Here is a 22,316-nt window from a genome sequence, read left to right on the forward strand (position 1 = left end):
AAACCCTAGGAATAAAGGCAAATCTTGTTCAAAAAAAAGGAGGAAGCTAAAAAATGCGTCACGGGCGTCGTGTGCCAAAACTGGGCAAGCCAGCAGATCAACGTCGGGCTCTGATGAGATCCCTGACCACTGAATTACTGCGTCATGGTCGAATCACTACCACTAAAGCTCGGGCAAAAGCCATTCGTTCGGAGGTGGAGCGAATCATTACCCTGGCCAAGGATGGTTCATTGGCATCCCGACGTAGGGCAATTGCCTATCTCTACGACAAAAAGTTAGTTCACTCCCTCTTTGCTGGAGTGAACGAGCGATATGGCGATCGCAATGGCGGATATACCCGAATTCTGCGCACGGTGCGGCGTCGTGGTGATAATGCTGAAATATCTATTATTGAACTAGTCTGAGGCAATTAACCATTAAAGCAATTAACCATTAAAAATGTCAATTGTTAATCGTTAATCCATGATGTCTGCCAACGATGCTAAAGCTATCCAGCGAATTGCCCTGGTTATTCAATACCTGGGTAATAACTTTTATGGCTGGCAGCGACAACCAAAGCATCGCAGTGTTCAGTCGGAAATCGAAACAGTTCTGTCCACCGTGCAACAGCGAGCCATAACCCTATATGGTGCTGGTCGTACTGATACAGGGGTTCACGCTGCTGCCCAAGTCGCTCATTTTAATGCCACAGGTCCAATACCAGCCCATCGCTGGGCAGCCATACTCAATAGTAGACTGCCAGAGGATATCTTAGTCCGAGCATCAGCATTAGTACAACCAGACTGGCATGCTCGGTTTAGTGCCATCTGGCGTCGTTATCGATACACAATCTATACCGACGCCTGCCCTAACTTGTTTGTGCAACCCTTTTGTTGGCACTATTATCAAGCTCCCCTTGATGAATCCCTGATCCAGGCAGCCTTAAAACCACTGCTGGGTAAGCATCACTTGGCAGCCTTTCACCGAAGCAACTCGGGGCGATCGCATTCCTGGGTAAATGTGCAAGCAGCCGAATGTTACCGCAATGGATCATTTATTCATATAGAAATTCAAGCTAACGGATTTCTATATGGTATGGTGCGTCTGTTGGTAGGAATGCTAGTACAAGTGGGAATAGGGAAGCTAACCCCAGAACAGTTTACTGACATCTGGGTTAACCAACAGCGGGACAAAGTGAAACACGCTTCCCCAGCAAAAGGCTTGTGCTTGCTAAGGGTTGGCTACCCAGAATGCCCCTTTCCCCCAGAAATATGGTATGATGCTCAACCCAAATTTATATTACCTCAATTGACGGGTTGAAGGTTACAGGGGTAACTATGTTTAAGGTTAGTTTTACAGATGTATAACATGAAACCTTTAATCTGTCAATAGTTGACTTTTAGCCTGTCAACCAAACCGACAAGGGCTCCCTGGGCAAGAACAACCTGTGAAGCCTGGCCTGTAGGACACGCGTGCGCGTTCAACCAACATTGAACGTTTCAAACCAACCGTAAACCTGATATTGATTGAACTGATGGAAAAAACCCACATCCCAACTAAAGACTCAATTGAAAAAAAGTGGTACGTTGTAGACGCCACCAACCAGCGTCTAGGACGACTAGCTAGTGAAATTGCCATCATTCTGAGGGGGAAAAACAAACCTACTTACACTCCCCACATGGATACTGGTGACTTCGTGATTGTTGTCAATGCCGAAAAAGTTATGGTAACTGGCAGAAAACGGGAGCAAAAACTATACCGCCGCCATTCCGGTCGTCCTGGCGGTATGAAGACAGAAACCTTTGCTCAATTGCAAGCACGTATACCTGAAAGAATTATCGAGAAAGCTGTCAAGGGTATGCTACCTAAAAACTCTCTGGGTCGCCAACTTTTCAAGAAGCTGAAAGTTTACACTGGTCAGACCCATCCCCATGAAGCACAACAACCCCAAGAACTAACTATTAAAACAATTCCAGGAGGCTAAAACCAATGCAAGCAGAAGAACAAGCAGGTCGCGCTGTTTACTGGGGAACTGGTCGTCGTAAGTCATCAGTGGCTAGAGTGCGTTTGGTTGCCGGTAGCGGTCAGTTGATTGTTAATAAACGTCCAGGGGACGCTTACTTTAATTTTAACCCCATGTACCTAGCCAGCCTGAAAGCACCTTTGGAAACCTTAGGTTTGGAAAATGAGTACGATATCCTAGTCAATGCCCACGGTGGTGGCTTAACGGGACAATCTGATGCTGTGCGTCTAGGGGTGGCTAGAGCCTTGTGCGAACTAGACCCAGAAAACCGCCAACCTCTTAAAATAGAAGGCTACTTGACTCGTGACCCACGGTCAAAAGAGCGCAAGAAATATGGATTGAAAAAAGCTCGGAAAGCCCCCCAATACTCGAAGCGATAAATTATCAGCTGGCTAATTTAAAATTCAACATGGTAATTAAAAATTTGTAAGCATTCAAACCTTAGCTATCAGCTATCAGCCATTCCGAATAAACGTTTAGCTAAAAGCAAGAATAAATAAGCTAATAAATTAGCTGATTAAGGGTTGTCCACAATAGCTAATGTATGGGCAATATTAAGCCACATGCCTAAGTTTGACAGGATTGAAAAGCTGACTGCTAAGGGGCTGATAGCACCTCAATTAGCGTACGTGGCACAGGCTTCTAGCCTGTGGTGTAGCGCGTATCCTTACCAGAATTTAACAATTAGCAATGGAAAATTAGCTAATTATATAGTAAAATACAAAGCAAAGGAGGAACTATGCCAAAACCAGATATTCACCCAGAGTGGTACCCAGAAGCCAAAGTCTATTGCAACGGGGAAGTTGTGATGACCGTTGGCTCAACTCAGCCAGAACTTCACGTAGATGTTTGGTCTGGTAATCATCCCTTCTACACAGGAACCCAGAAAATTATTGATACGGAAGGGCGAGTTGAACGCTTTATGCGGAAATATGGCATGCTGGATGGGGACGAAAATACAGCTAGCTCTGATGGGACAAAGAAATAGCTCCTAAAGTTAAAGGGTGAAGGATGAAGGATAAAAGATGAACCAGGAGGAATGAACGATGAAATGGGTTTAGCGATGGCTAACTTAAGGTTGACTAAAAACTTGATAAACAGTTAGGAGTTAAACTTCCCACTTAATACTTCCCACTTCATAATTCATAAATTTATACTTCATCCTTCCTAACTTCTGAGGCTATTTCAAGAGAGCGATCGCATAAACCATGGCTGAAACCTACCTGCTGGAAAAACTAAACTCTGTCGAGCAAACCTACCATGAGTTAACAAGGCGTCTGGCTGATCCAGATATCGCCACTGACCCCAATGAGTTGCAACGAGTGGCAAAAGCTCGTTCCTCCCTAGAAGAAGTTGTTGCTACTTACGACAACTGGAAGAAAACCCAAGAGGATTTGGCAGGAGCACGGCAAATCCTTAAAGAATCGGCTGGTGAACCAGAATTGCAAGAAATGGCAGCTCTGGAAGTTGAGGAACTCCAGACCAAGCTAGAGCATCTGGAAAGAGAACTTAAAATATTACTCTTGCCTAAAGACCCGAATGATGAAAAGAATATCATGCTAGAGATTCGGGCAGGAACTGGTGGCGATGAAGCAAGTATCTGGGCAGGGGACTTGGTACGGATGTACTCACGCTATTCCGAAAGTCAAAACTGGCGAGTAAAGTTATTGAGTGAGTCTCTGGCGGATATGGGAGGCTTCAAAGAGGCGATATTAGAAATTCAGGGAGACCAAGTTTACAGCAAGCTGAAGTTTGAAGCTGGGGTTCATCGAGTCCAACGAGTACCTGTTACTGAGGCTGGCGGTAGAGTTCACACCTCAACAGCAACGGTAGCCGTGATGCCAGAAGTTGATGACGTGGATGTGGACATAGACCCCAAGGAGATCGAAATTTCTACAGCCCGTTCTGGTGGTGCTGGTGGTCAGAACGTAAACAAAGTGGAAACGGCAGTTGATTTGTACCACAAACCTACAGGAATTCGCATTTTTTGTACAGAAGAACGATCTCAGCTACAAAACCGAGAGCGAGCTATGCAAATTCTCCGGGCTAAGCTGTATGAGATCAAGTTACAGGAACAACAGGAAGCGGTGACCTCGATGAGGCGTTCCCAAGTTGGTACAGGGGCTCGTTCTGAGAAAATCCGCACCTACAACTACAAAGATAATCGGGTCACCGATCACCGACTGGGTCAAAATTATTCCCTCGCTCCTTTGCTGGAGGGGGACTTGGAGGGAGTGATTCAATCTTGCATTAGCCAAGACCAGCAGGAGCAATTGGAAAAATTGGCATCTTCTACATCCAACGGTGAATCTTTAACTTGATGCCAAGTTAGCTAAAGGCTTCTCGCGCCTTTAGCTAAAAGCCTTGCCTGATCTGGGGTTTACTCTAACTGAAGCCCAGACTCAAAAACGACAGTGTTTTGTTAGGTTTGTGTATTAAATCATAATCAAAATTTTGTCAACTAGATTTTAAGTGTTGCTTGATTTTATTGACACTCCCCGCCGAAGTAAGAACGGGGATTCTTAGTTCCTCGACATGCCTTAAAATTAGCTATCCGTCAAAGGCAATATTTAAGCCAAATGCCCGTTAAAAACCAAACATCTAGCCTAATTTAACTAACCCCAGTGGGCTTGTCTCCCTAAGCGTTGAGTTTCCTCAGTTTCCGTGTGCCCCACGGTACTTTTGTTTTCAAAGTTTGCTTTACTGGTTGTCGGTATCTGTTAGGATCCATACGTTTTTAATGAGGTTTTTCGCGCCTCAAGTGCTAACATCGCTTTACGTCGTGAAATTATGACAGTACCGACGAATCCTGTCTGTGTTAGGCCACTCTCTTATTCTAGCACATTACTTGAAAGCCGTCCTAGAAGGACGGGGCTTGAAACCCATCTTTTTAGTCACTCCAGAGAGACGAGTATGAAGTTGACATTGTCCAAGATAAATTTGTGCTACACTATCTCCTGGATTCAAGCGTAGACACTCCTGAAACAGAACTGATGCCTTGGAGAAATAATGGAGATTATAAAGTACCAAGGCTTGTTCAAATTTGCTGCGAGTAATTAACTTCCCTTCTCGCAGTTGAGGTTTATCGGCATCAAAGATTTCATAAACTGTCACCATTTCCGATTTCCCCTTGACTGGTACCCGATCAATCAAGCGAATGGCATAAGCTAAGGGATTATCTAACTTCCAATAAGTATGCTGAGTAATTAATAACGGCACCCCATAACGTTTCGTTAATTCTTCTAAACGAGACGCTAAATTGACCCCATCGCTGATGACAGTGCTATCCATCCGATTTTTTCCTCCCACTGCTCCTAGCATCAACGAACCAGTATTGATGCCAATCCCAACGGTGATGGCTGGGTGTCCTGAGCTTCGCCGAGATTGATTATAGTCAGCTAGGGACTTTAGCATAGCAATTCCGGCGTTGACCGCATGATTAGCACTTTCGTTAAACAGAGCCATAATCCCATCCCCCATGTATTTATCAATAAAGCCATGATTTTCTGTGATGGCAGATTCCATACGAGAAAGATAGGTATTGATAAATTCAAAATTTTCCTCAGGTGTCATACTTTCCGAGAGGGTGCTAAAGGAGCGAATATCGGAAAATAGCACGGACATCTCTTGCTGAACATGATCCCCTAATTGGACATCGGCAATGCTTGGTTTGTTCAATAACTGGAGAAATTGATGGGGGACAAAGCTTGCATAAGCTTGATTGACTTGCGATAATTCCTGCATCAAGCGATTGTGTTCTGCTTCTGCTTTTTTGCTTTGAGTGATATCGTGAAAAGCTACGATAGCATAGGCAATGTCGCCCAATTCATTAAAGATAGGTGTTCCCCAACTTTCTATAGGGATAATTTTGTCCCCTTGGTGAATTTCAATATCATCAAGGGTGGCGTTTTCACCTTTTAATGCCTTTACAGCAACTAATTTTTCAGCAAAGTATAGCTGATTTGTTCCGGCAACATACAGTTGATAAACCTCTGGCATTTGCTCAGCTGTAGTTAATGGCACGACTCCCTTGCCGAATAACTGCCGCGCCTTATAATTTAGGAACTCTAGTATCCCCTTATCATTAAACACAGCCACACCCACAGGCATCCTTTCTAGGAACTGAGTCAATTGATACTGGTTCTCTAGTAGTTCGTCCACTAAAACAGTTTGCTGACGGTTTATAGCACTCAGATTCTGCCACTCTTGATTAGCTTGTTCTGGTGCTGTAGTATATTCTGAAATCTGTGCTGCTTGATCACAGATTATTTTTTCCAAGTGCTTATTGAGTTCCTGAAGTTGGCGATTTTGTGCCTTCAGTGTTTCCTCAAGAAGATAACTATGTATGGCTTCTATGACTGTTAATTTAAGGTCTTCAGATGGACAAGGCTTCCCTAGGTAACGATATAATTTTGCATACCGAATTGCCTTGGCTGTAGCTTTTAAATCCAGATCACCCGTCAGCATAATTTTGAGAGTTTGGTTATCGAAAAAATAAGCTATGTTTAATAAGTCATCCCCTTTTAGATCAGGGATAACAGCACCAGCCAAAACTAAAGCCACTTCATACTCATCATTGCGCAAGTCTTCGACTAACTTTACAACCCCTTTACTACCTTCAAAATTTTCAATCATATATTCTTTTACAAAAGTCTTACTTAGAAATTTTTTTAGGCTATTTAGAACTGATGTATCATTATCAATACAAATAATTATTAATGGTTTTTTCATACAAAACTATTTGAAAACTTATATTTAATTAGTAAAAGTAATTCCTGAAAATTCTCGTTTTTTTTCTACTCATATCAAAAGCTGGTATGCTTATTAATTTATCGTATTAAATAACAGGTTTAAATTAAAGATAAACTATTAGTCGCTAAACTATTAGTCGTTGACCGTTGACCGTTGAGTGCTAACTTTTAGCCATCAACAGTAAACCACTAACAAGCGATTTATTTCGTTTATTTCTACCAACCGCTCGACCTATGGATTTAGCAGACAAGCTCTATTTTTTGGAGCAACATATAGCATTGTGGCGATAGTACTCTCTACAGTCAACATAAAAATGTAGCCAATTGCTTTGAGGATTTGGCTACACTATTGACCCAATCTGCTGGAAATTTATCTGATTAATCCACTCCATTAACCCCCAATTCCCTAGACAATCTACCTAAAACCAAATGCTTACCTTTAAATTAGTTATTTGTCAACTATCCCAAGACACCCATTTGATAGGCATGCCAGTACCATACATAATAGTATGTATTTGTCAACTAGCAAGTGTAGCCAGTTTAATCACGCTAATCAACCTAAATTAATTGTCTGCCTTGTCAGAAACCGTTAAAGTGTCGTTTGAGATATTGGGGAACTCTTAGTGATGACTATTGATCAGGTACTTGACATCCTCAAAAGTGTTGAGAAAATCAAGTTAACTCCACTTCAGGAATGGATATTGCACCAAGCCTGGGAAGGAAAAACCTATACCGATATGGCGATCGAAGCACACTATGGCCCTGAATACCTCAGAAAGACTGCCTATAAGTTGTGGCGATTACTGGGAGACATTTTTGGCAAAGCGATCACTAAAACCAATTTCCGGAACACTCTGGAAACAACGCCGATTACTCCCTACCATCAAGAGCTAATTGAGCAATATTACCGCCGTCAATGCCTAGGTAAAATTGCTGAATTTCCCAGTGGAGCACTTCCCCTACCATCTCACCTTTATATAGAGCGTCCTCCGATTGAAGAGCTTTGCTATCAAGCCACTCACCAACCCGGAAGTTTGCTCCGGATTACAGGACCAAAAGAGACAGGAAAAACGTCTTTGCTATTGCGAATATTAGACCAGGCAAGAGAAAAACAATATCGCCAATTATACCTCAATTTTGACCAAGCCGAAACCGCCATTTTAAGCAATTTAGACCGGCTATTGCGCTGGTTATGTGTTAACATCAGTTACCAACTCCAGCTTCCCCACCAACTCGATAACTATTGGGATAAAGACCTAGGCAGTAAGGTCAGCTGTATGACCTACTTACAAGAACATATCCTAGAAAAAATAGACCATCCCCTGGTTTTGGCAATGGATGAAGTCCATCGGCTGTTTGAGCATACCCAAACTGCTAAAGATTTTTTACCTTTATTGCGTTCTTGGCATGAGGAAGCTAAACAACTACCGGTGTGGCGAAAGCTGCGGGTAATTGTGGTTTACTCGACAGAAATTTATGTTGCTCTGGAAACTTCCCAATCTCCGTTTAATGTGGGATTACCGATTAAGTTACCCGAGTTTAACAAACAGCAAATCCAACAGTTAGCTCAGCTTTATAGATTACATTGGTCAAATAGTGAAGCTGCTGACAAACTGATGGCTATGGTGGGGGGACATCCGGGATTAGTGCAGCTTGCTCTCTATCATTTGGCTTATCATAATATTAGCCTAGAACAATTACTCGCTGAAGCAGCTACTGCTACGGGAATTTATAGTGACTATTTGCGGCAACACTTAAGTGTAATTAGGGAAAATCCTGATTTAGCTACTACTCTTAAACAGGTGGTTACAGCAGATAGGGGAGTTGAGCTCGATCCAATCAGTATCTATAAGTTACAGAGTATGGGTTTGGTTAGTGTTCAGAGAAATAAAGTCACACTATGTTGTAATTTATATCGTCACTATTTTTTAGAACACCTTGATATGTTGTTCGCGTAGCGTGGCCTTTTGGCCAAGGTTTAAGGTTGTCTTTAAGAATGTTGAATGTTGAATGGTGAATGGTGAATGTTGAATGTTGAATTCTTAATTCTTAATTCTTAATTCTTAATTTAAAAATTGCGTTCCACAAAACTATTCAAATCATTCCATTATTAAGAAACGCGCAAAATTCCCCTGTTTTGAAACAGGGGAATTTTGGAACAAACAATTGCTCAGAGCGATCGCTACAGCGAAGGGTGATTGAATTTAATCTAAATAACCCATCAGCTGTGGATCAGCATCAACATCATTTGGGGCGATGGGACGTTTGCCCATGATGTACTCTATTTCATCAAGATGAAGATTACTAGCAGCAATTGGCCGCTCTCCAGACACCTTCATGATACCGAGTACCTCAATGTTGCTAGAGGTGATGGGGCGCTCTCCCATTACAGACATCGTTTCTAATACCTGGAGATTACTGGCATCAATTGGTCGATGTCCCATTATGCTTTGTGTTTCACTAATATGAAGCTCACTAGGAGCAATGGGACGGTTTCCAGGTAAAGGGGGAATTGTATCTAAGGCAGAGGTTTCCTGTGCTGGAGCTTCTGCTAGCTGAACTGCGGTAGTGTTTTCATTGATTGCAGTGCTATCGCTCACAGTGCTATCGCTCACAGTGCTATCGCTCATAATCGTATACCTAGAAGTTTTTAACCGAGTTTTTTAGCTATTCGGGCAAGATTAGCCCGTTGGTCCTACCCGCTGGCGGAGGTGTGGGATTAACTATTGGTGTTATTGCCTCGTTTATGGGCGAGCGGGGTGCTTACAAAGTAGGAGAACAAAAAAAGCTCTGGTTGCTGTATTGACCTGGAGTCTTTGCTGTAACTGAGTTTAGTAAGGGGTAATTGGTCAATGATAATCATTGATACTCATACCAATACCATTAATTACGTTACAGACCGCAACTTTAGGTTAATTTTTGTTCTTGACTAACCTTTACAAGTATTATAAAGCCTTAATTATATTAAGCTACATTTTACGAAAGTAAACAATTAGGTCAAGGATTATAAAGCAATTCTCAATTGGGTCAGGTACTTAGGCTCTGGTTGTTAGGGAGTAGGGAGCTTCGGAGTAGGGAGCAGCGCAGCCATTGGGGAGCCAGGGCCTTCATGATGGGTTCCCCTCCATGAGCGAGTCCATCAAGATTGGATAAGAAAATTGAATGTACTTGATAACTATGACAAATGCTATAAAGGTTGAGACTGGCTTCTCACCCCTTTAGCCCTACAATTAAACCAATACAACGAAAGCCCGACAACCGAGACTTCTGGAGCTAACACGTTTGAGAGACTAGAGCCTATTAACCGATAACTAAGCACATAACCTACCCTGCACTGGACACTAAAGGTGAATAACTCATTAACCTGCCCTACACTGAAAGTCAATGGGGAATAACCAAATAACTTTCATACCTAGGATCGATTGCTGAGTTCTTCACATTTTGTTACAAATGTAGAAGTAACTCTCGCAGGATGCAAGATGGTTATGTTAGGTGGCTTCACCGGTACAAATAATTCTGGCACCGACTGGGGTGAACAACTGCTCAATACAGTTGCCAGCAAGACCATTCGCCACCTGTTTACCACAAGCGAATCGGTAGATGTTTCTGTGCGCTGCTATCCCTCTAGCAAGTTGCTACAAGGTAGTATCGATAGCTTCAAAATGAGTGGTCGTGGTTTAGTGATTCGTCGGGAATTCCGCACAGAGGAGATGTCCTTTGAAACTGATGCTGTTTCTCTGGATTTCAGCTCAGTGCTTCAGGGTAAGATTTCTCTGAAGCAACCTACTCAAGCGATCGCTCAAGTTATTCTGACTGAAGCTGACATCAACCAATCCTTTAAAGCACAACTAGTAAGAAAGCGGCTGGAAAACCTTTCTACACCAGGGTTAACCGCACTATCTGGTGGTGCTCCGGTTTCCTTTACCGAGGTGCAAGTTCAGCTGCAACCGAACAATGGTCTACGGTTATTTGCTAAGGCTGACCTACCCAATTACGGCATAGTACCGATTAGTATGACATCTACCATCGGAGTAGAGCGGCGACGGCGGATTTTGTTTAAAGACTCCCAGTTTCAAGCTAATGAAATACCAGAGTCGTTACAAGAGATATCTAAAACTTTGACAATAGCCCTGGATGAGATCTTGAACAATATGGTGGATCTAGACCGCTTCAACCTTGATGGTGTCACTATGCGCATCAATCGTCTAGAGACCCAAGGGAAAAAGCTAGTTTTCAGTGGCTACGCCCAAATCGATCACATCCCCAATAATCCTTGACCGGTCAGCGGTCAGCGGTCAGCGGTCAGCGGTCAGCAGTCAGCGGTCAGCAGTCAGCGGTCAGCAGTCAGCGGTGCGCGTAGCGCTAATCGCTGATAGCACCTCAATTAGCCCATAAACTGATAGCTGATAGCTGATAACTGATAACTGTTGGCGTAGCGTGCGCGTAGCGCATTAGCTTACAGAAACACTCAGACAGGGGTTAAATTTCATCGGGATTAATACCCATCTGTCGTAACCGTTCTGCTAGTTGTTGAGCTCGTTGTTGAGCCAGTTCAGCTCGTTGTTGAGCCAGTTCAGCTCGTTGTTGAGCCAATTCCTTCTGTTGACGTTCTTGTTCAGCTCGTTGCCGTTCAAGTTCGGTTCGTTCTGCCTCAGTGGGAATCCAATTCCCATGTTGATCATACCAACGTAGCCACAATCGATTTAATCCCCGATATTGACCAAGCCATAGCCCTATACCCAATTGCAACTCAGGGATCCAAAACTTAGAATTGTCTATGGTTTGGGGTTGATAGCTGCCGCCATCTAACTTAAAAATTCGCAATTCATCGCTGACTCGGTCGAAGGTGACATAGTAGGGAATAGCTAAAATCTGCTCGTACACTTCCCATTTGGTGGGTGGTTCTGCCGTTCGTTCACTGTAACCGAGGTCTTGATCTCTGGTGCTCGCAGAGAGCAACTCTATCGCCACAATTGGTCTGACCTCTTCTTGCCAGATCACATAACTCATTCTCAGCTCTCGTCCCTGGTAGAATCGGGAAATCCCTACTACGGCAAACCAATCCGGTCGTTTATACCAAGCGGTATGGTTGGGGTCATAATATAAATTTAAGTCACTGGCGACAAACACCCTTTCGCTGTCATAATTGGGAGGGCGAAATGTTTCACTACACAGTTGTGGTTGCCAAATATGAAATTCGTCAGGCAAACCCGGCTCCTCTGGATCTTCACTGGGTAAATCATACATGGTGGGCAGGGTTTCTTTGGCCGGATGAGGGAGAATAACTTTTTTAAATGAGGGTTTGGCAAGTGACATGAGATTACCTCAATTTTTCCGACTGATGAGTTTGATCTTAGCAAGGGAGTAGGGAGTAGGGAGTAGGGAGTAGGGAACAGGAAACAGGGAACAGGGAACAGGGAACAGGGAACAGGAAAGAGAAAAATCCTGTGTACCTCAGGTGCGACCCGTGGCGAATTTAATTCTTCATTGGTCAAGCGCACCTAATAGTTATGAAAAACGCTGTTCCGATTCCCGATTCCCGACTCCCGACTCCCGACTCCCGACTCCCGATGCCCGACTCCCGATGCCCGACTCCCTACTCCCTACTCCCTTTGCTCTATAATGAAATGATAAATAAACCAAAAAACAACTACCAATATCATCCTGGATTGGTTAGCAGTTTGGGGAATTTCTAGTGCTGGTGGCTATCTCGCCAAAGAGGTGATTGGTCCGTTGGCCAAATAAGCTCTAGAAGACTACACCAACGACTTCTTCAAAGAATCCATCAAAGAGTATACCGGACTATCGGATCAAAATATCCAGAAGAAACTCTTGGGTAAAGCATTAAAATAATTTATGGCTTTAGTGGAAGAAGAATTGGAAGATGCTGATTTATCTAAGCAAGAATTAAAACAGTATAGTAAACCTCTTAATCAGTATATTAACATAAATCTATTAAAGCTATCCTGGGCAGTGCGTTCAAGTATGGCTGTAAAGGAATAGATACCGATATATTAGCGAAGACTTAGATTGAGCTTGACTTATTAGAATTACCGGAAGGATTTGATTTGCACTATGTACTATATTGGTAAAAACTATATCAAGAAAGGAAAAAAGAATAACAATAATAAAGTAAAAAATATTATTTGGAAATCCGATCAGTTACGGCCTATCCGAGATTCCCAAACCTTGGAAGCGATCGCAGAAAACACTAAACCAGTAATTACCCCAGATGTTGATTTAAGGAAATATCAGGAAGCACTCCTAGAGAGCTACGGTAATGTCAAATTGGATAGTTTGGATACTAGTGGCTGTGCTTATAATGAACTAAAACTCTGGAATATATTTATCCCCCAAAATGTGCAAGAGGTTCATGACTTGATGCCGGAGGGGATTGATGAACTGCCTAAGGATGATGATCGAAAACTGCAAGAGAGTGGTGAACTAGATCAGGAAATTGACCAAAAGGAGTTGCAACGAGCTAAAGAGGTTTATTATCAACAGCCAATTCAATCGATATTGGATGTGATCAAGAACTCTCAAGGCTATCGCTATTTGGTGGTTTTAGGAAACCCAGGGTCTGGTAAATCTACCTTGCTGCAATATTTAGCATTGGAGTGGGCAAGAACCGATCTAACTACTGAAAGTTCTCTACGGATTCCGTTACTGATTGACTTACCCACTTATATCCGGAATCGCGATAGTGGACAGTGTCAGAATTTCTGGGAATTCTGCCATCAAAGTAGTGGAGCGATAGGTCATCTGAATCAAAATAAACTTGATGATCAGTTAAAGGCTGGTAAAGTTTTAGTGATGTTTGATGGCTTGGATGAAGTGTTTGAGCCAGGGAAACGAGAAGATGTCATTACTGATATTCATCGCTTTACAAATAAGTATCCTAAGGTAAGAGTAATTGTGACATCTCGGGTAATTGGTTATAAACCTCAACGGCTACGGGATGCTGAATTTCGTCATGTAATGCTCCAAGACTTGGAGTCGGAACAAATTCAAACGTTTATCGATCAGTGGCATGAGTTAACCTATACTGATCAAGTCGATAAAGTTAGGAAACAGGAGCGCTTACAAAAAGCCATTAAGACATGCTCTCGGATTCGACAACTGGCGCAAAATCCCCTATTACTAACGATGATGGCAATCCTGAACCACAATCAAGAATTGCCTCGTGACCGCTCTGAACTCTATAACCAATCTTCTCGCTTACTGCTCCATCAATGGGATGTGGAACTAGCATTACTAGAAGATAATGGTGTTGAACCGAAGACTATTGATTATCAAGATAAGCAACAGATATTGGGAAAAGTGGCAGATTTCATGCAGGGTAATCAAGGGGGATTAGCGGGAAATCTGATTAGTGGGGAAGATTTAGAAAGAATTATCAAAGAAGAGCTGAAGTTACGGGAGGTTACTAATCCTAAAGCTGTTGCTAAGGTAATGATTAATCAGTTGTGTACCCGCAATTTTATCTTTTGTTCAATGGGAGCAGATTACTACGCTTTTGTGCATCGGACATTTTTGGAATATTTCTGTGCTCGGGAATTTGTAAGGAAATTTGAGAAAAAGCAGGATATTTCCCTAGAACAGTTGAAAAATGAGGTATTTGGTAAGCACTGGCGGGATGAATATTGGCATGAAGCGCTACAGTTGGTTGTGGGCATGATTGATTCCCACAAAGGTGGAGAGATTATTGAGTATTTGATGGCACAAGGTGAAGTAGAGGATGATTTTAATAATTTATTTCTGGCAGGGGATTGTTTATCTGAGGTTAGGAATCGGTATGAGATTAAATCAACGAATATTGGATTACTGAATCGCGTAAAAGACTTAATTCATGATGATCTAAATTATACTTATAACAAGTATAGAGAGGAAACCAACTTAGTCCGTGATATTCGCACTAAAGCTGTGGTAGCAGTAGCCACCCATTGGCAAGACCACCGAGATACCTTAGGGCTACTTAAAAAATTGGCTCGCTCTGATACGGATTTGTGGGTGCGAGCTACAGCAATTGAACAGTTAGCTAAAAGTTACAAAGACCACCGAGATACCTTAGCCCTACTTAAAAAATTGGCTCGCTCTGATACGGATTTGTGGGTGCGAGTTAGAGCAATAGAACAGTTAGTTCAAAGTTACAAAGACCACAAAGATACCTTAGCCGTACTGAAAGAATTGGCTCGCTCTGATACGGATTTGTGGGTGCGAGTTAGAGCAATAGAACAGTTAGTTCAAAGTTACAAAGACCACAAAGATACCTTAGCCATACTTAAACAATCGGCTCTCTGTGATACGGATTCGTCGGTGCGAATTAGAGCAATTGAAGAGTTAGCTAAAGGTTACAAAGACCACCAATATACCTTAGCCCTACTTGAACAAGCGGCTCGCTGTGATACTGATTCGGAGGTGCGAGTTAGAGCAATTGAACAGTTAGTTAAAACTTACAAAAACCACATATATACCTTAGACATACTTCAAGAATTGGCTCGCTGTGATACTGATTCGTGGGTGCGAGCTACAGCAATTGAACAGTTAGTTAAAGCTTACAAAGACGACCGAGATACCTTAGCCTTACTTCAAGAATCGGCTCGCTCTGACCAAGATTGGCAGGTGCGAATTAGAGCAATAGAACAGTTAGCTAAAGGTTACAAAGACCACCAAGATACCTTAGCCCTACTTCAAGAATTGGCTCGCTGTGATACGGATTCGGATGTGCGATGTAAAGCAATAGAACAGTTAGCTAAAGGTTACAAAGACGACCAAGATACCTTAGCCCTAGTTCAAGAATTGGCTCGCTGTGATACTGATTCGTGGGTACGAATTACAGCAATTGAACAGTTAGCTAAAGGTTACAAAAACCACCGAGATACCTTAGCCCTACTTCAACAATGGGCTCGCTGTGATACTGATTCGTGGGTACGAGTTACAGCAATTAAACAGTTAGCTAAAGGTTACAAAGACCACCGAGATACCTTAGCCCTACTTCAACAATGGGCTCGGTCTGATGCTGATTCGAGTGTGCGAGTTACAGCAATTGAACAGTTAGCTAAAGGTTACCAAGACCACCGAGATACCTTAGCCCTACTTCAACAATGGGCTCGCTGTGATACTGATTGGCAGGTGCGAGTTACAGCAATAGAACAGTTAGCTAAAGGTTACCAAGACCACCCAGATACCTTGGCCCTACTTCAAGAATCGGCTCGCTGTGATACTGATTCGGATGTGCGATGTACAGCAATTAAACATTTAGCTCAAGGTTGGAAAGACCAGCCTTGGTTATTTGAATTTTTATGGGATGGCACTCTCCATGAACCCTTTGACCGTAAGGAAGACTGGGATGACAATCCTCGACAAGTAGCTCTTAATGCCATCCTGGAATATTATCCTAACCATTCCGAAACCCGATCCTTATTACAGGATAGAGCAAAGCATGACTCGGATCCTCAACTGCGGAAGTTTGCTAAGGAGAATTTAGAATTAAGAATTAAGAATGAAGAATTTAGAATGAAGGCGTAGGGTGTGTTAGGGACGGGCTCGCCAAGACGCAAGCCATAGCAAGTGTTGAGATAGTCCGTCCCGTAACGCACCACCAGGTCAAACTGAGAGGATATCTGAAAAGTTTTTTTATACTGAATTTTGCCCCCCTAGCCCCCCAACTTTGGGGGGAAAAAGAGTCCATTTGCTTCTAAAAGTCCCCCAAAATTGGGGGATTTAGGAGGCTTGGATGTAGCAAATGAGACTTCTCAGACAACCTCTGATTGCCTTTCGTCTATAATTATAGATAAAGCAAAAAACAACTACCAATAAGATGCTGGATTTGTTAGCAGCTTGGGGACTTTCTAGTGCCGGTGGCTATCTGGCCAAGGAAGTGATTGGTCCGTTGGCTAAAGAGGCTCTAGAAGACTACACTAAAGAGTTTTTCAAAGAGTCTATCAAAGAGTATACCGGACTATCCGATCAAAATACCCAGAAAAAACTCTTGGGTAAAGCCTTAAAAGCATTTGTGGCATTAGTGCAAGAAGAATTAGAAGATGCTGATTTCTCTGAGCAAGAAGTAAAACAATATACTAAAACCCTCAAGCAGTATATTAACAATAAATCCATTAAAGCTATCCTGGGAAGTGCGTTCAAGTATCGCTGTAAACGAATAGATACCGAAAAATTAGATAAGACTTGGATTGAGCTTGACTTATTACCATTACCGGAAGGATTTGATTGGCACTATATTGGTAAACGGTATCTCAAGGAAGTAAAAACGATTATTCGGGAATCAGACGAGTTACGGCCTATCCGAGATTCCCAAACCTTGGAAGCGATCGCAGAAAATACGAAAGCAGGAATTACCCCAGATTTTGACTTAAGAGAATATCAAGAAGCACTCCTAGAGAGCTATGGTAATGTCAAATTGGATAGTTTAGATACTAGTGGCTGTGCTTATAATGCACTAAAACTTTGGAAGATATTTATCCACCAAAATGTGCGAGAGGTTCATGACTTGATGCCGGAGGCGATTCATGAACTTCCTAAGGATTATTATCAAAAACTGCTAGAGAGTGGTCAACTAGAACAGGAAATTGACCAAAAGGAGTTGCAACGAGCTAAAAAGCGTTATTATCAACAGCCGATAAAATCCGTATTGGATGTAATTGAGGAATCTCAAGACTATCGCTATTTGGTGGTTTTAGGAGACCCAGGCTCTGGTAAATCTACGTTGTTGCAATATTTAGCCTTAAATTGGGCAAGAACTGATCTAACTACTGAGAGTTTTATACTAATTCCCTTACTGATTGAATTACGCACTTATATCCGGAATAGCGATAGTGGAAAATGTAATAACTTCTTGGAATTCTGCCATCAAAGCAGTGGAGCGATATGTCATCTCAATCAACATCACCTTGATCAGCAGTTAAAGGCTGGTAAGGCATTAGTGATGTTTGTTCGCGTAGCGTGGCCAACGGCCATGGCTTGGATGAAGTGTTTGAGCCAGGGAAACGAGAAGATGTTATTAAGGAGATTCATCGCTTTACGAATAAGTATCCTAAGGTACGAGTAATTGTGACATCTCGGGTAATTGGTTATAAACCCCAACGGCTACGGGATGCTGAATTTCGTCATGTTATGCTCCAAGACTTGGAGTCGGAACAAATCCAAACCTTTATCCAGCAATGGCATGAATTAACCTTTACTGATACTGATCAAGCCGATAAAGTTAGGAAAAGGGAGCGCTTACAAAAAGCAATTGAGACATCCTCCCCGATTCGACAACTGGCGCAAAATCCCTTATTACTAACCATGATGGCAATCCTGAATCGCAATCAAGAATTGCCTCGTGACCGCTCTGAACTCTATAACCAATCCTCTCGATTACTGCTCCATCAATGGGATGTGGAACGAGCATTACTAGAAGATAATCGTGTTGACCCGAAGACGATTGATTATAAAGATAAGCAACAGATACTAGCCAAACTAGCAGATTTCATGCAGGGCAATCAAGCAGGATTAGCGGGAAATCTGATTAGTGGGGAAGATTTAGAACGGATTATCAAAGAGGAGTTGAAATTACGGGATGTTAATGACCCGAGAGCGGTGGCTAAGGTCATGATTAATCAGTTGCGCACCCGCAATTTTATCTTGTGTTTCATGGGAGCTGATTATTACGCTTTTGTGCATCGGACATTTTTGGAATATTTCTGTGCTTGGGAATTTGTAAGGAAATTTGAGAAAACCCAGGAGATTTCCCTAGAACAGTTACAAACGGAGGTATTTGGTAAACACTGGCGGGATGAATATTGGCATGAAGTGCTGAGGTTGATTACGGGCATGATTGATTCCAAGAAAGCTGGCGAGGTTATTGAGTATTTGATAGCACAAGATGGAGAAGAGGATAAGTTTGTAAATTTATTTCTGGCAGCGGATTGTTTGTCTGAGGTTAGGAATCGCTATGAGATTAAATTAACGGATAGTGAATTACTGAATCGCGTCAAAGACTTAATTCATTATGATCTAAATTATGATTATGAGAAGTATGGAAATGAGGCAATTTTAGTATATAATATTATCACTCAAGCTTTGGTAGCAGTAGCAACCCATTGGCAAGACCATCGAGATACCTTACCCCTACTTCAACAATGGGCTCGCTCTGATAAAAAGTTGAGGGTGCGACGTACAGCAATTCTACTGTTAGCTCAAAGTTACAAAGACCATCCAGATAATTTACCCCTATTTCAAGAATTGGCTCGCTCTGATAAAAATTCGTTGCTGCGACGTATAGCAATTGAACAGTTAGCTCAAGGTTACAAAGACCACCAAGATACCTTACCCCTACTTAAAGAATCGGCTCGCTCTGATACTGATTCGTGGGTGCGACGTGAAGCAATTCAACAGTTAGCTGTAGGTTACAAAGACCACCAAGATACCTTACCCCTACTTCAACAATCGGCTCGCTCGGATAAAGATTCGTGGGTGCGACGTGAAGCAATAGAACAGTTAGCTCAAGGTTACCAAGACCACCAAGATACCTTACCCCTACTTCAAGAATCGGCTCGCTCTGATAAAAATTCGAGGGTGCGAGGTACAGCAATTGAACAGTTAGCTCAAGGTTACCAAGACCACCGAGATACCTTACTCCTACTTCAAGAATCGGCTCGCTGTGATACTGATTCGGATGTGCGACGTGAAGCAATTGAACAGTTAGCTCAAGGTTACCAAGACCACCAAGATACCTTACCCCTACTTCAAGAATCGGCTCGCTCTGATAAAGATTCAAGGGTGCGACGTAGAGCAATTGAACAGTTAGCTAAAGGTTACAAAGACCACCCAGATACCTTAGCCCTACTTCAACAATCGGCTCACTCTGATAAAGATTCGTTCGTGCGAAGTGAAGCAATTGAACAGTTAGCTAAAGGTTACAAAGACCATCCAGATACCTTAGCCCTACTTCAACAATCGGCTCGCTCTGATACTGATTCGTTGGTGCGAGGTACAGCAATTAGACAGTTAGCTCAAAGTTACAAAGACCATCGAGATACCTTAGCCCTACTTCAACAATCGGCTCGCTCTGATACTGATTCGAGGGTGCGAGGTACAGCAATTGAACAGCTAGCTCAAGTTTACAAACACCACCAAGATACCTTACCCCTACTTAAAGAATGGGCTCGTTCTGATATTGATTCGATGGTGCGAGGTACAGCAATAGAACAGTTAGCTCAAGGTTGGCACGATCAGCCTTGGTTATGGGAATTTTTATGCGATCGCGTAGCGTGGCCTACGGCCAATCGCGTAGCGGCTCTTTCAGAGCATCGCACTCTCAATGACACCTTTGAGCGTAAGGAAGACTGGGAGACAAATCCTCGACAAGTAGCCCTTAAGGCCATTCTCGAATATTATCCTAACCATGCCCAAAACCGGTCTTTATTACAGAATAGAGCAGAGCATGACCCCGATCCTAAACTGCGGCAGTTTGCTAAGGAGCAATTAGAATAGTGAATTAAGAATTAAGAATTAAGAATTGAGAATTGGGAATTGCAAATTTCTAATTTAGAAGTTATAATTTGTAATTATTATGCATTCTCCCTACATTCTTAATTCTACATTCTTAATTCTACATTCTTAATTCTACATTATTCATTATCCATTCTTACGACAACTGATTAATCTCATCCACACTCAACCCCGTATATTGAGCAATATCCTTCAGGGGTAATCCTGCTGCCTTCATCTGTTTAGCAACCTGTTCTATACCTTGTTGTCTACCTTGTTCGAGACTTTCCTGAATCAAGGTTTGGGTAACACTATACATATCCCGATAGACCTTGAGGCTATCCTGATACAGGGCTTGCTCTTCAGAAGAAAAGTTGGCAATCTCGGCCACTTCAAACAGCTGGGCAAACACATCCTCTTGCAAGGGTTCAGGGGGAGCATTACATTGGGCAAGATGCCTGAATAAAAATAACCACTTGTCAAAATGGGTTTCTAGTTGATCAACTGATTTAGTAAATTTCGGTAGTTCCACATAGATGAATTTCAATTTATCGTAGAACACTTCACACCGCTGGTTTTTTAGCTCTACCACATGCAACAGTTCTGAATCGTGCTTATGGTCATTAAAAATAAAATCCAGAATACTGACGCTATAGACTGCGGTTAGCTGATCATTCCAATCTCTCTGTTGCACCTTTTCTTGCATAGGGAAAGTGGCATAGTAAACACTGCGGTCTTTGAAGAAATTTTGTTTTGCCTTTTGCATTTCCACAATAAAGCGTTCACCGGTTGTGCTCTGACAATAAATATCAAAAATCGCTCTTCTCTCCACTAAAGTGTTACCTAAAAACTCGGGATTCTTAATGGTGACATCCTGAATTTGATGGTGGGGAGGTAACAGCGTATTCAAGAAATCGATCAACAGTGCCTTGTTGGGCTCAGTTCCAAAGACGCGCTTAAAGCCGAAATCCGTGAGCAGGTCAATGTATTTATCTGGCAAGGGGAAAAGCATATTTTAGAATGAAGAATGGAGAATGAAGAATGAAGAATGGAGAATGAAGAATGAAGAATTGGGAATGAAGAATGAAGAATGAAGAATGAAGAATGAAGAATTGAGAATTTGTTAGCAGGTATACAAAATTGATTACACATTTCACAAAACTCCAAACCTGACAATGTAAGGATTACCGAGATTGAGAGTAAGTAATTAATTCTGTGTAGGTGTGAAATTCTAAATTCTAAATTCTAAATTCTAAATTCTAAATTCTTCATTCTAAATTCTAAATTCTGACCTCCTTCGAGCACAATCGCTCCAATAAGGGTTTCGGAATTGTTTCAAAATCTTCAAGCAAGAAATCCATGATGGCCAGATGGCGCAAGTGACCAGCAGTGGGAGGGTAACAGCGACGACTGGTGCTAAACCAGCCGTTAACGGTTTGAACGGAACAGGAGCAGATCAAGGCTATATCTTCCCTCGTCAAGTCCCACTTCTGGTAGAACTGTTGCGGTGTCATGCCCAATTGGCAGTAACTGTACAGTCGGATTAGGATTTGCTCGCGCTCGGTGATGGGATAGGGATAGGAATTTTCCTCCTGAGACTCCCTCTGTTCAAGCTGTGCAAGCTGCTCAAGACGCTCTATCGCTTCGTGGTAATCGATGGGAAGATAAACAAATCGTTTTTTTCGCATTATTATAGAATTACCTCAATTGTAATTGGGTAGAAAGCCGCGCTTGGCGCTTGCTCGGCAGAAAGCGCGGCTTTTTTTTCATGATTATAGTATAACCATTGGGTACTTTTATTGTCAACCTAAAACAAAAAAAAGTCAAGGCAATTTGTAAATTTTGTAATAATTAGTTACAATTAAAGGGTTAGCATGGTTACTGGTTTAATTGATAGCTGAAATTGGAACATAGAATTATAAAATGTCAGTTTTTAGTGGTCAGTGGTCAGCGGTCAGCGGTCAGCAATCAGCGAACAGCCATCAGCCGTCAGCCTTTAGCTGATAGCACCTCAAGTAGCGTGCGCGTAGCGCTAATCGCTGTTCGCTTATAGCTTTCAGAAAAACTGAGAC

Annotated in this window: 19 protein-coding genes; 14 read left to right on the forward strand and 5 right to left on the reverse strand. The window is 42.3% G+C overall.

Annotation, left to right across the window (positions count from 1 at the left end; all coding sequences use genetic code 11):
* The first annotated feature begins 53 nt into the window (after nucleotides 1–53).
* From rplQ to prfA, 6 genes are all read left to right on the forward strand, one after another.
* Nucleotides 54–404 (forward strand): 50S ribosomal protein L17, encoded by a 351-nt coding sequence (gene rplQ, locus F6K46_RS14110; protein WP_293020882.1) that lies wholly within the window; start codon nucleotides 54–56, stop codon nucleotides 402–404.
* A 61-nt stretch (nucleotides 405–465) separates the two neighbouring features.
* Nucleotides 466–1,299, forward strand: a complete 834-nt coding sequence (truA, locus tag F6K46_RS14115; protein ID WP_293043944.1) for a tRNA pseudouridine(38-40) synthase TruA — start codon at nucleotides 466–468, stop codon at nucleotides 1,297–1,299.
* A 214-nt stretch (nucleotides 1,300–1,513) separates the two neighbouring features.
* Complete coding sequence (rplM, locus tag F6K46_RS14120) at nucleotides 1,514–1,963, forward strand: 50S ribosomal protein L13 (RefSeq protein WP_070390670.1); 450 nt, start codon at nucleotides 1,514–1,516, stop codon at nucleotides 1,961–1,963.
* A 5-nt stretch (nucleotides 1,964–1,968) separates the two neighbouring features.
* A complete protein-coding gene (gene rpsI / locus F6K46_RS14125) occupies nucleotides 1,969–2,382 on the forward strand; it encodes a 30S ribosomal protein S9 (RefSeq protein WP_293056676.1) in 414 nt (137 codons plus the stop codon).
* A gap of 359 nt (nucleotides 2,383–2,741) precedes the next feature.
* The gene (rpmE, locus tag F6K46_RS14130) at nucleotides 2,742–2,990 is read left to right on the forward strand and encodes a 50S ribosomal protein L31 (protein WP_293043940.1); all 249 of its coding nucleotides are present in this window, start codon (nucleotides 2,742–2,744) and stop codon (nucleotides 2,988–2,990) included.
* Between the two features lie 220 nt (nucleotides 2,991–3,210).
* Nucleotides 3,211–4,323 (forward strand): peptide chain release factor 1, encoded by a 1,113-nt coding sequence (gene prfA / locus F6K46_RS14135; protein ID WP_293056686.1) that lies wholly within the window; start codon nucleotides 3,211–3,213, stop codon nucleotides 4,321–4,323.
* A gap of 523 nt (nucleotides 4,324–4,846) precedes the next feature.
* Here prfA and F6K46_RS14140 read toward each other — a convergent pair.
* A complete protein-coding gene (locus tag F6K46_RS14140; RefSeq protein WP_293056700.1) occupies nucleotides 4,847–6,637 on the reverse strand; it encodes an adenylate/guanylate cyclase domain-containing protein in 1,791 nt (596 codons plus the stop codon).
* Between the two features lie 742 nt (nucleotides 6,638–7,379).
* Here F6K46_RS14140 and F6K46_RS14145 point away from each other — a divergent pair.
* Nucleotides 7,380–8,711, forward strand: coding sequence for an AAA-like domain-containing protein (locus F6K46_RS14145; RefSeq protein WP_293056708.1), 1,332 nt, complete (start codon nucleotides 7,380–7,382; stop codon nucleotides 8,709–8,711).
* 246 nt (nucleotides 8,712–8,957) lie between these two features.
* On the opposite strand, the gene F6K46_RS14150 is transcribed toward F6K46_RS14145, so the two are convergent.
* Complete coding sequence (locus F6K46_RS14150) at nucleotides 8,958–9,383, reverse strand: hypothetical protein (RefSeq protein ID WP_075895697.1); 426 nt, start codon at nucleotides 9,381–9,383, stop codon at nucleotides 8,958–8,960.
* 849 nt (nucleotides 9,384–10,232) lie between these two features.
* Between F6K46_RS14150 and F6K46_RS14155 the strand changes: the two genes are divergently transcribed.
* On the forward strand, nucleotides 10,233–11,030 hold the full coding sequence (locus F6K46_RS14155; protein ID WP_324611003.1) for a DUF2993 domain-containing protein: 798 nt from the start codon (nucleotides 10,233–10,235) through the stop codon (nucleotides 11,028–11,030).
* A gap of 202 nt (nucleotides 11,031–11,232) precedes the next feature.
* On the opposite strand, the gene F6K46_RS14160 is transcribed toward F6K46_RS14155, so the two are convergent.
* Nucleotides 11,233–12,069 carry a Uma2 family endonuclease gene (locus F6K46_RS14160; protein WP_293056759.1) on the reverse strand — a complete coding sequence of 279 codons (837 nt, stop codon included), beginning with the start codon at nucleotides 12,067–12,069 and terminating at the stop codon, nucleotides 11,233–11,235.
* 194 nt (nucleotides 12,070–12,263) lie between these two features.
* On the opposite strand from F6K46_RS14160, the gene F6K46_RS14165 reads away from it, so the two are divergent.
* The 5 genes from F6K46_RS14165 to F6K46_RS14180 all read left to right on the forward strand — a co-directional run bounded on the left by F6K46_RS14165 (nucleotide 12,264) and on the right by F6K46_RS14180 (nucleotide 20,247).
* The gene (locus F6K46_RS14165) at nucleotides 12,264–12,449 is read left to right on the forward strand and encodes a hypothetical protein (protein ID WP_293056775.1); all 186 of its coding nucleotides are present in this window, start codon (nucleotides 12,264–12,266) and stop codon (nucleotides 12,447–12,449) included.
* A 160-nt stretch (nucleotides 12,450–12,609) separates the two neighbouring features.
* Nucleotides 12,610–12,756 carry a hypothetical protein gene (locus F6K46_RS14170; RefSeq protein ID WP_198953931.1) on the forward strand — a complete coding sequence of 49 codons (147 nt, stop codon included), beginning with the start codon at nucleotides 12,610–12,612 and terminating at the stop codon, nucleotides 12,754–12,756.
* A gap of 72 nt (nucleotides 12,757–12,828) precedes the next feature.
* A complete protein-coding gene (locus F6K46_RS14175) occupies nucleotides 12,829–16,281 on the forward strand; it encodes a HEAT repeat domain-containing protein (RefSeq protein ID WP_293056779.1) in 3,453 nt (1,150 codons plus the stop codon).
* Between the two features lie 292 nt (nucleotides 16,282–16,573).
* On the forward strand, nucleotides 16,574–17,818 hold the full coding sequence (locus F6K46_RS40135) for an NACHT domain-containing protein (protein ID WP_366510699.1): 1,245 nt from the start codon (nucleotides 16,574–16,576) through the stop codon (nucleotides 17,816–17,818).
* A complete protein-coding gene (locus tag F6K46_RS14180; RefSeq protein ID WP_366510700.1) occupies nucleotides 17,713–20,247 on the forward strand; it encodes a HEAT repeat domain-containing protein in 2,535 nt (844 codons plus the stop codon). Before F6K46_RS40135 ends, F6K46_RS14180 begins: the two co-directional genes overlap by 106 nt.
* 154 nt (nucleotides 20,248–20,401) lie before the next feature.
* Here the strand turns inward: F6K46_RS14180 and F6K46_RS14185 are convergent, their stop codons facing one another.
* Nucleotides 20,402–21,256 carry an Rpn family recombination-promoting nuclease/putative transposase gene (locus F6K46_RS14185; protein ID WP_293056782.1) on the reverse strand — a complete coding sequence of 285 codons (855 nt, stop codon included), beginning with the start codon at nucleotides 21,254–21,256 and terminating at the stop codon, nucleotides 20,402–20,404.
* Between the two features lie 268 nt (nucleotides 21,257–21,524).
* On the reverse strand, nucleotides 21,525–21,932 hold the full coding sequence (locus F6K46_RS14190; RefSeq protein ID WP_293056785.1) for a hypothetical protein: 408 nt from the start codon (nucleotides 21,930–21,932) through the stop codon (nucleotides 21,525–21,527).
* 215 nt (nucleotides 21,933–22,147) lie between these two features.
* Here F6K46_RS14190 and F6K46_RS14195 point away from each other — a divergent pair, with 215 nt between their 5' ends.
* Nucleotides 22,148–22,297, forward strand: a complete 150-nt coding sequence (locus F6K46_RS14195; protein ID WP_293056788.1) for a hypothetical protein — start codon at nucleotides 22,148–22,150, stop codon at nucleotides 22,295–22,297.
* Nucleotides 22,298–22,316: the final 19 nt, after the last annotated feature.

The organism is Moorena sp. SIO3E8 (genome assembly GCF_010692445.1).
Taxonomy (GTDB): domain Bacteria; phylum Cyanobacteriota; class Cyanobacteriia; order Cyanobacteriales; family Coleofasciculaceae; genus Moorena; species Moorena bouillonii.

What these genes read in the sequence shown, in the direction of transcription:
- F6K46_RS14170 (WP_198953931.1), top strand. Translation starts at nt 12,610, where the DNA reads ATGGCTTTAGTGGAAGAAGAATTGGAAGATGCTGATTTATCTAAGCAA.
- F6K46_RS14185 (WP_293056782.1), bottom strand. Translation starts at nt 21,256, where the DNA reads ATGCTTTTCCCCTTGCCAGATAAATACATTGACCTGCTCACGGATTTC.
- F6K46_RS14145 (WP_293056708.1), top strand. Translation starts at nt 7,380, where the DNA reads ATGACTATTGATCAGGTACTTGACATCCTCAAAAGTGTTGAGAAAATC.
- F6K46_RS14190 (WP_293056785.1), bottom strand. Translation starts at nt 21,932, where the DNA reads ATGCGAAAAAAACGATTTGTTTATCTTCCCATCGATTACCACGAAGCG.
- truA (WP_293043944.1), top strand. Translation starts at nt 466, where the DNA reads ATGTCTGCCAACGATGCTAAAGCTATCCAGCGAATTGCCCTGGTTATT.
- prfA (WP_293056686.1), top strand. Translation starts at nt 3,211, where the DNA reads ATGGCTGAAACCTACCTGCTGGAAAAACTAAACTCTGTCGAGCAAACC.
- rpmE (WP_293043940.1), top strand. Translation starts at nt 2,742, where the DNA reads ATGCCAAAACCAGATATTCACCCAGAGTGGTACCCAGAAGCCAAAGTC.
- F6K46_RS14165 (WP_293056775.1), top strand. Translation starts at nt 12,264, where the DNA reads ATGAAAAACGCTGTTCCGATTCCCGATTCCCGACTCCCGACTCCCGAC.
- rpsI (WP_293056676.1), top strand. Translation starts at nt 1,969, where the DNA reads ATGCAAGCAGAAGAACAAGCAGGTCGCGCTGTTTACTGGGGAACTGGT.
- F6K46_RS14140 (WP_293056700.1), bottom strand. Translation starts at nt 6,637, where the DNA reads ATGATTGAAAATTTTGAAGGTAGTAAAGGGGTTGTAAAGTTAGTCGAA.
- F6K46_RS40135 (WP_366510699.1), top strand. Translation starts at nt 16,574, where the DNA reads ATGCTGGATTTGTTAGCAGCTTGGGGACTTTCTAGTGCCGGTGGCTAT.
- rplM (WP_070390670.1), top strand. Translation starts at nt 1,514, where the DNA reads ATGGAAAAAACCCACATCCCAACTAAAGACTCAATTGAAAAAAAGTGG.
- F6K46_RS14150 (WP_075895697.1), bottom strand. Translation starts at nt 9,383, where the DNA reads ATGAGCGATAGCACTGTGAGCGATAGCACTGTGAGCGATAGCACTGCA.
- rplQ (WP_293020882.1), top strand. Translation starts at nt 54, where the DNA reads ATGCGTCACGGGCGTCGTGTGCCAAAACTGGGCAAGCCAGCAGATCAA.
- F6K46_RS14155 (WP_324611003.1), top strand. Translation starts at nt 10,233, where the DNA reads ATGGTTATGTTAGGTGGCTTCACCGGTACAAATAATTCTGGCACCGAC.
- F6K46_RS14175 (WP_293056779.1), top strand. Translation starts at nt 12,829, where the DNA reads ATGTACTATATTGGTAAAAACTATATCAAGAAAGGAAAAAAGAATAAC.
- F6K46_RS14160 (WP_293056759.1), bottom strand. Translation starts at nt 12,069, where the DNA reads ATGTCACTTGCCAAACCCTCATTTAAAAAAGTTATTCTCCCTCATCCG.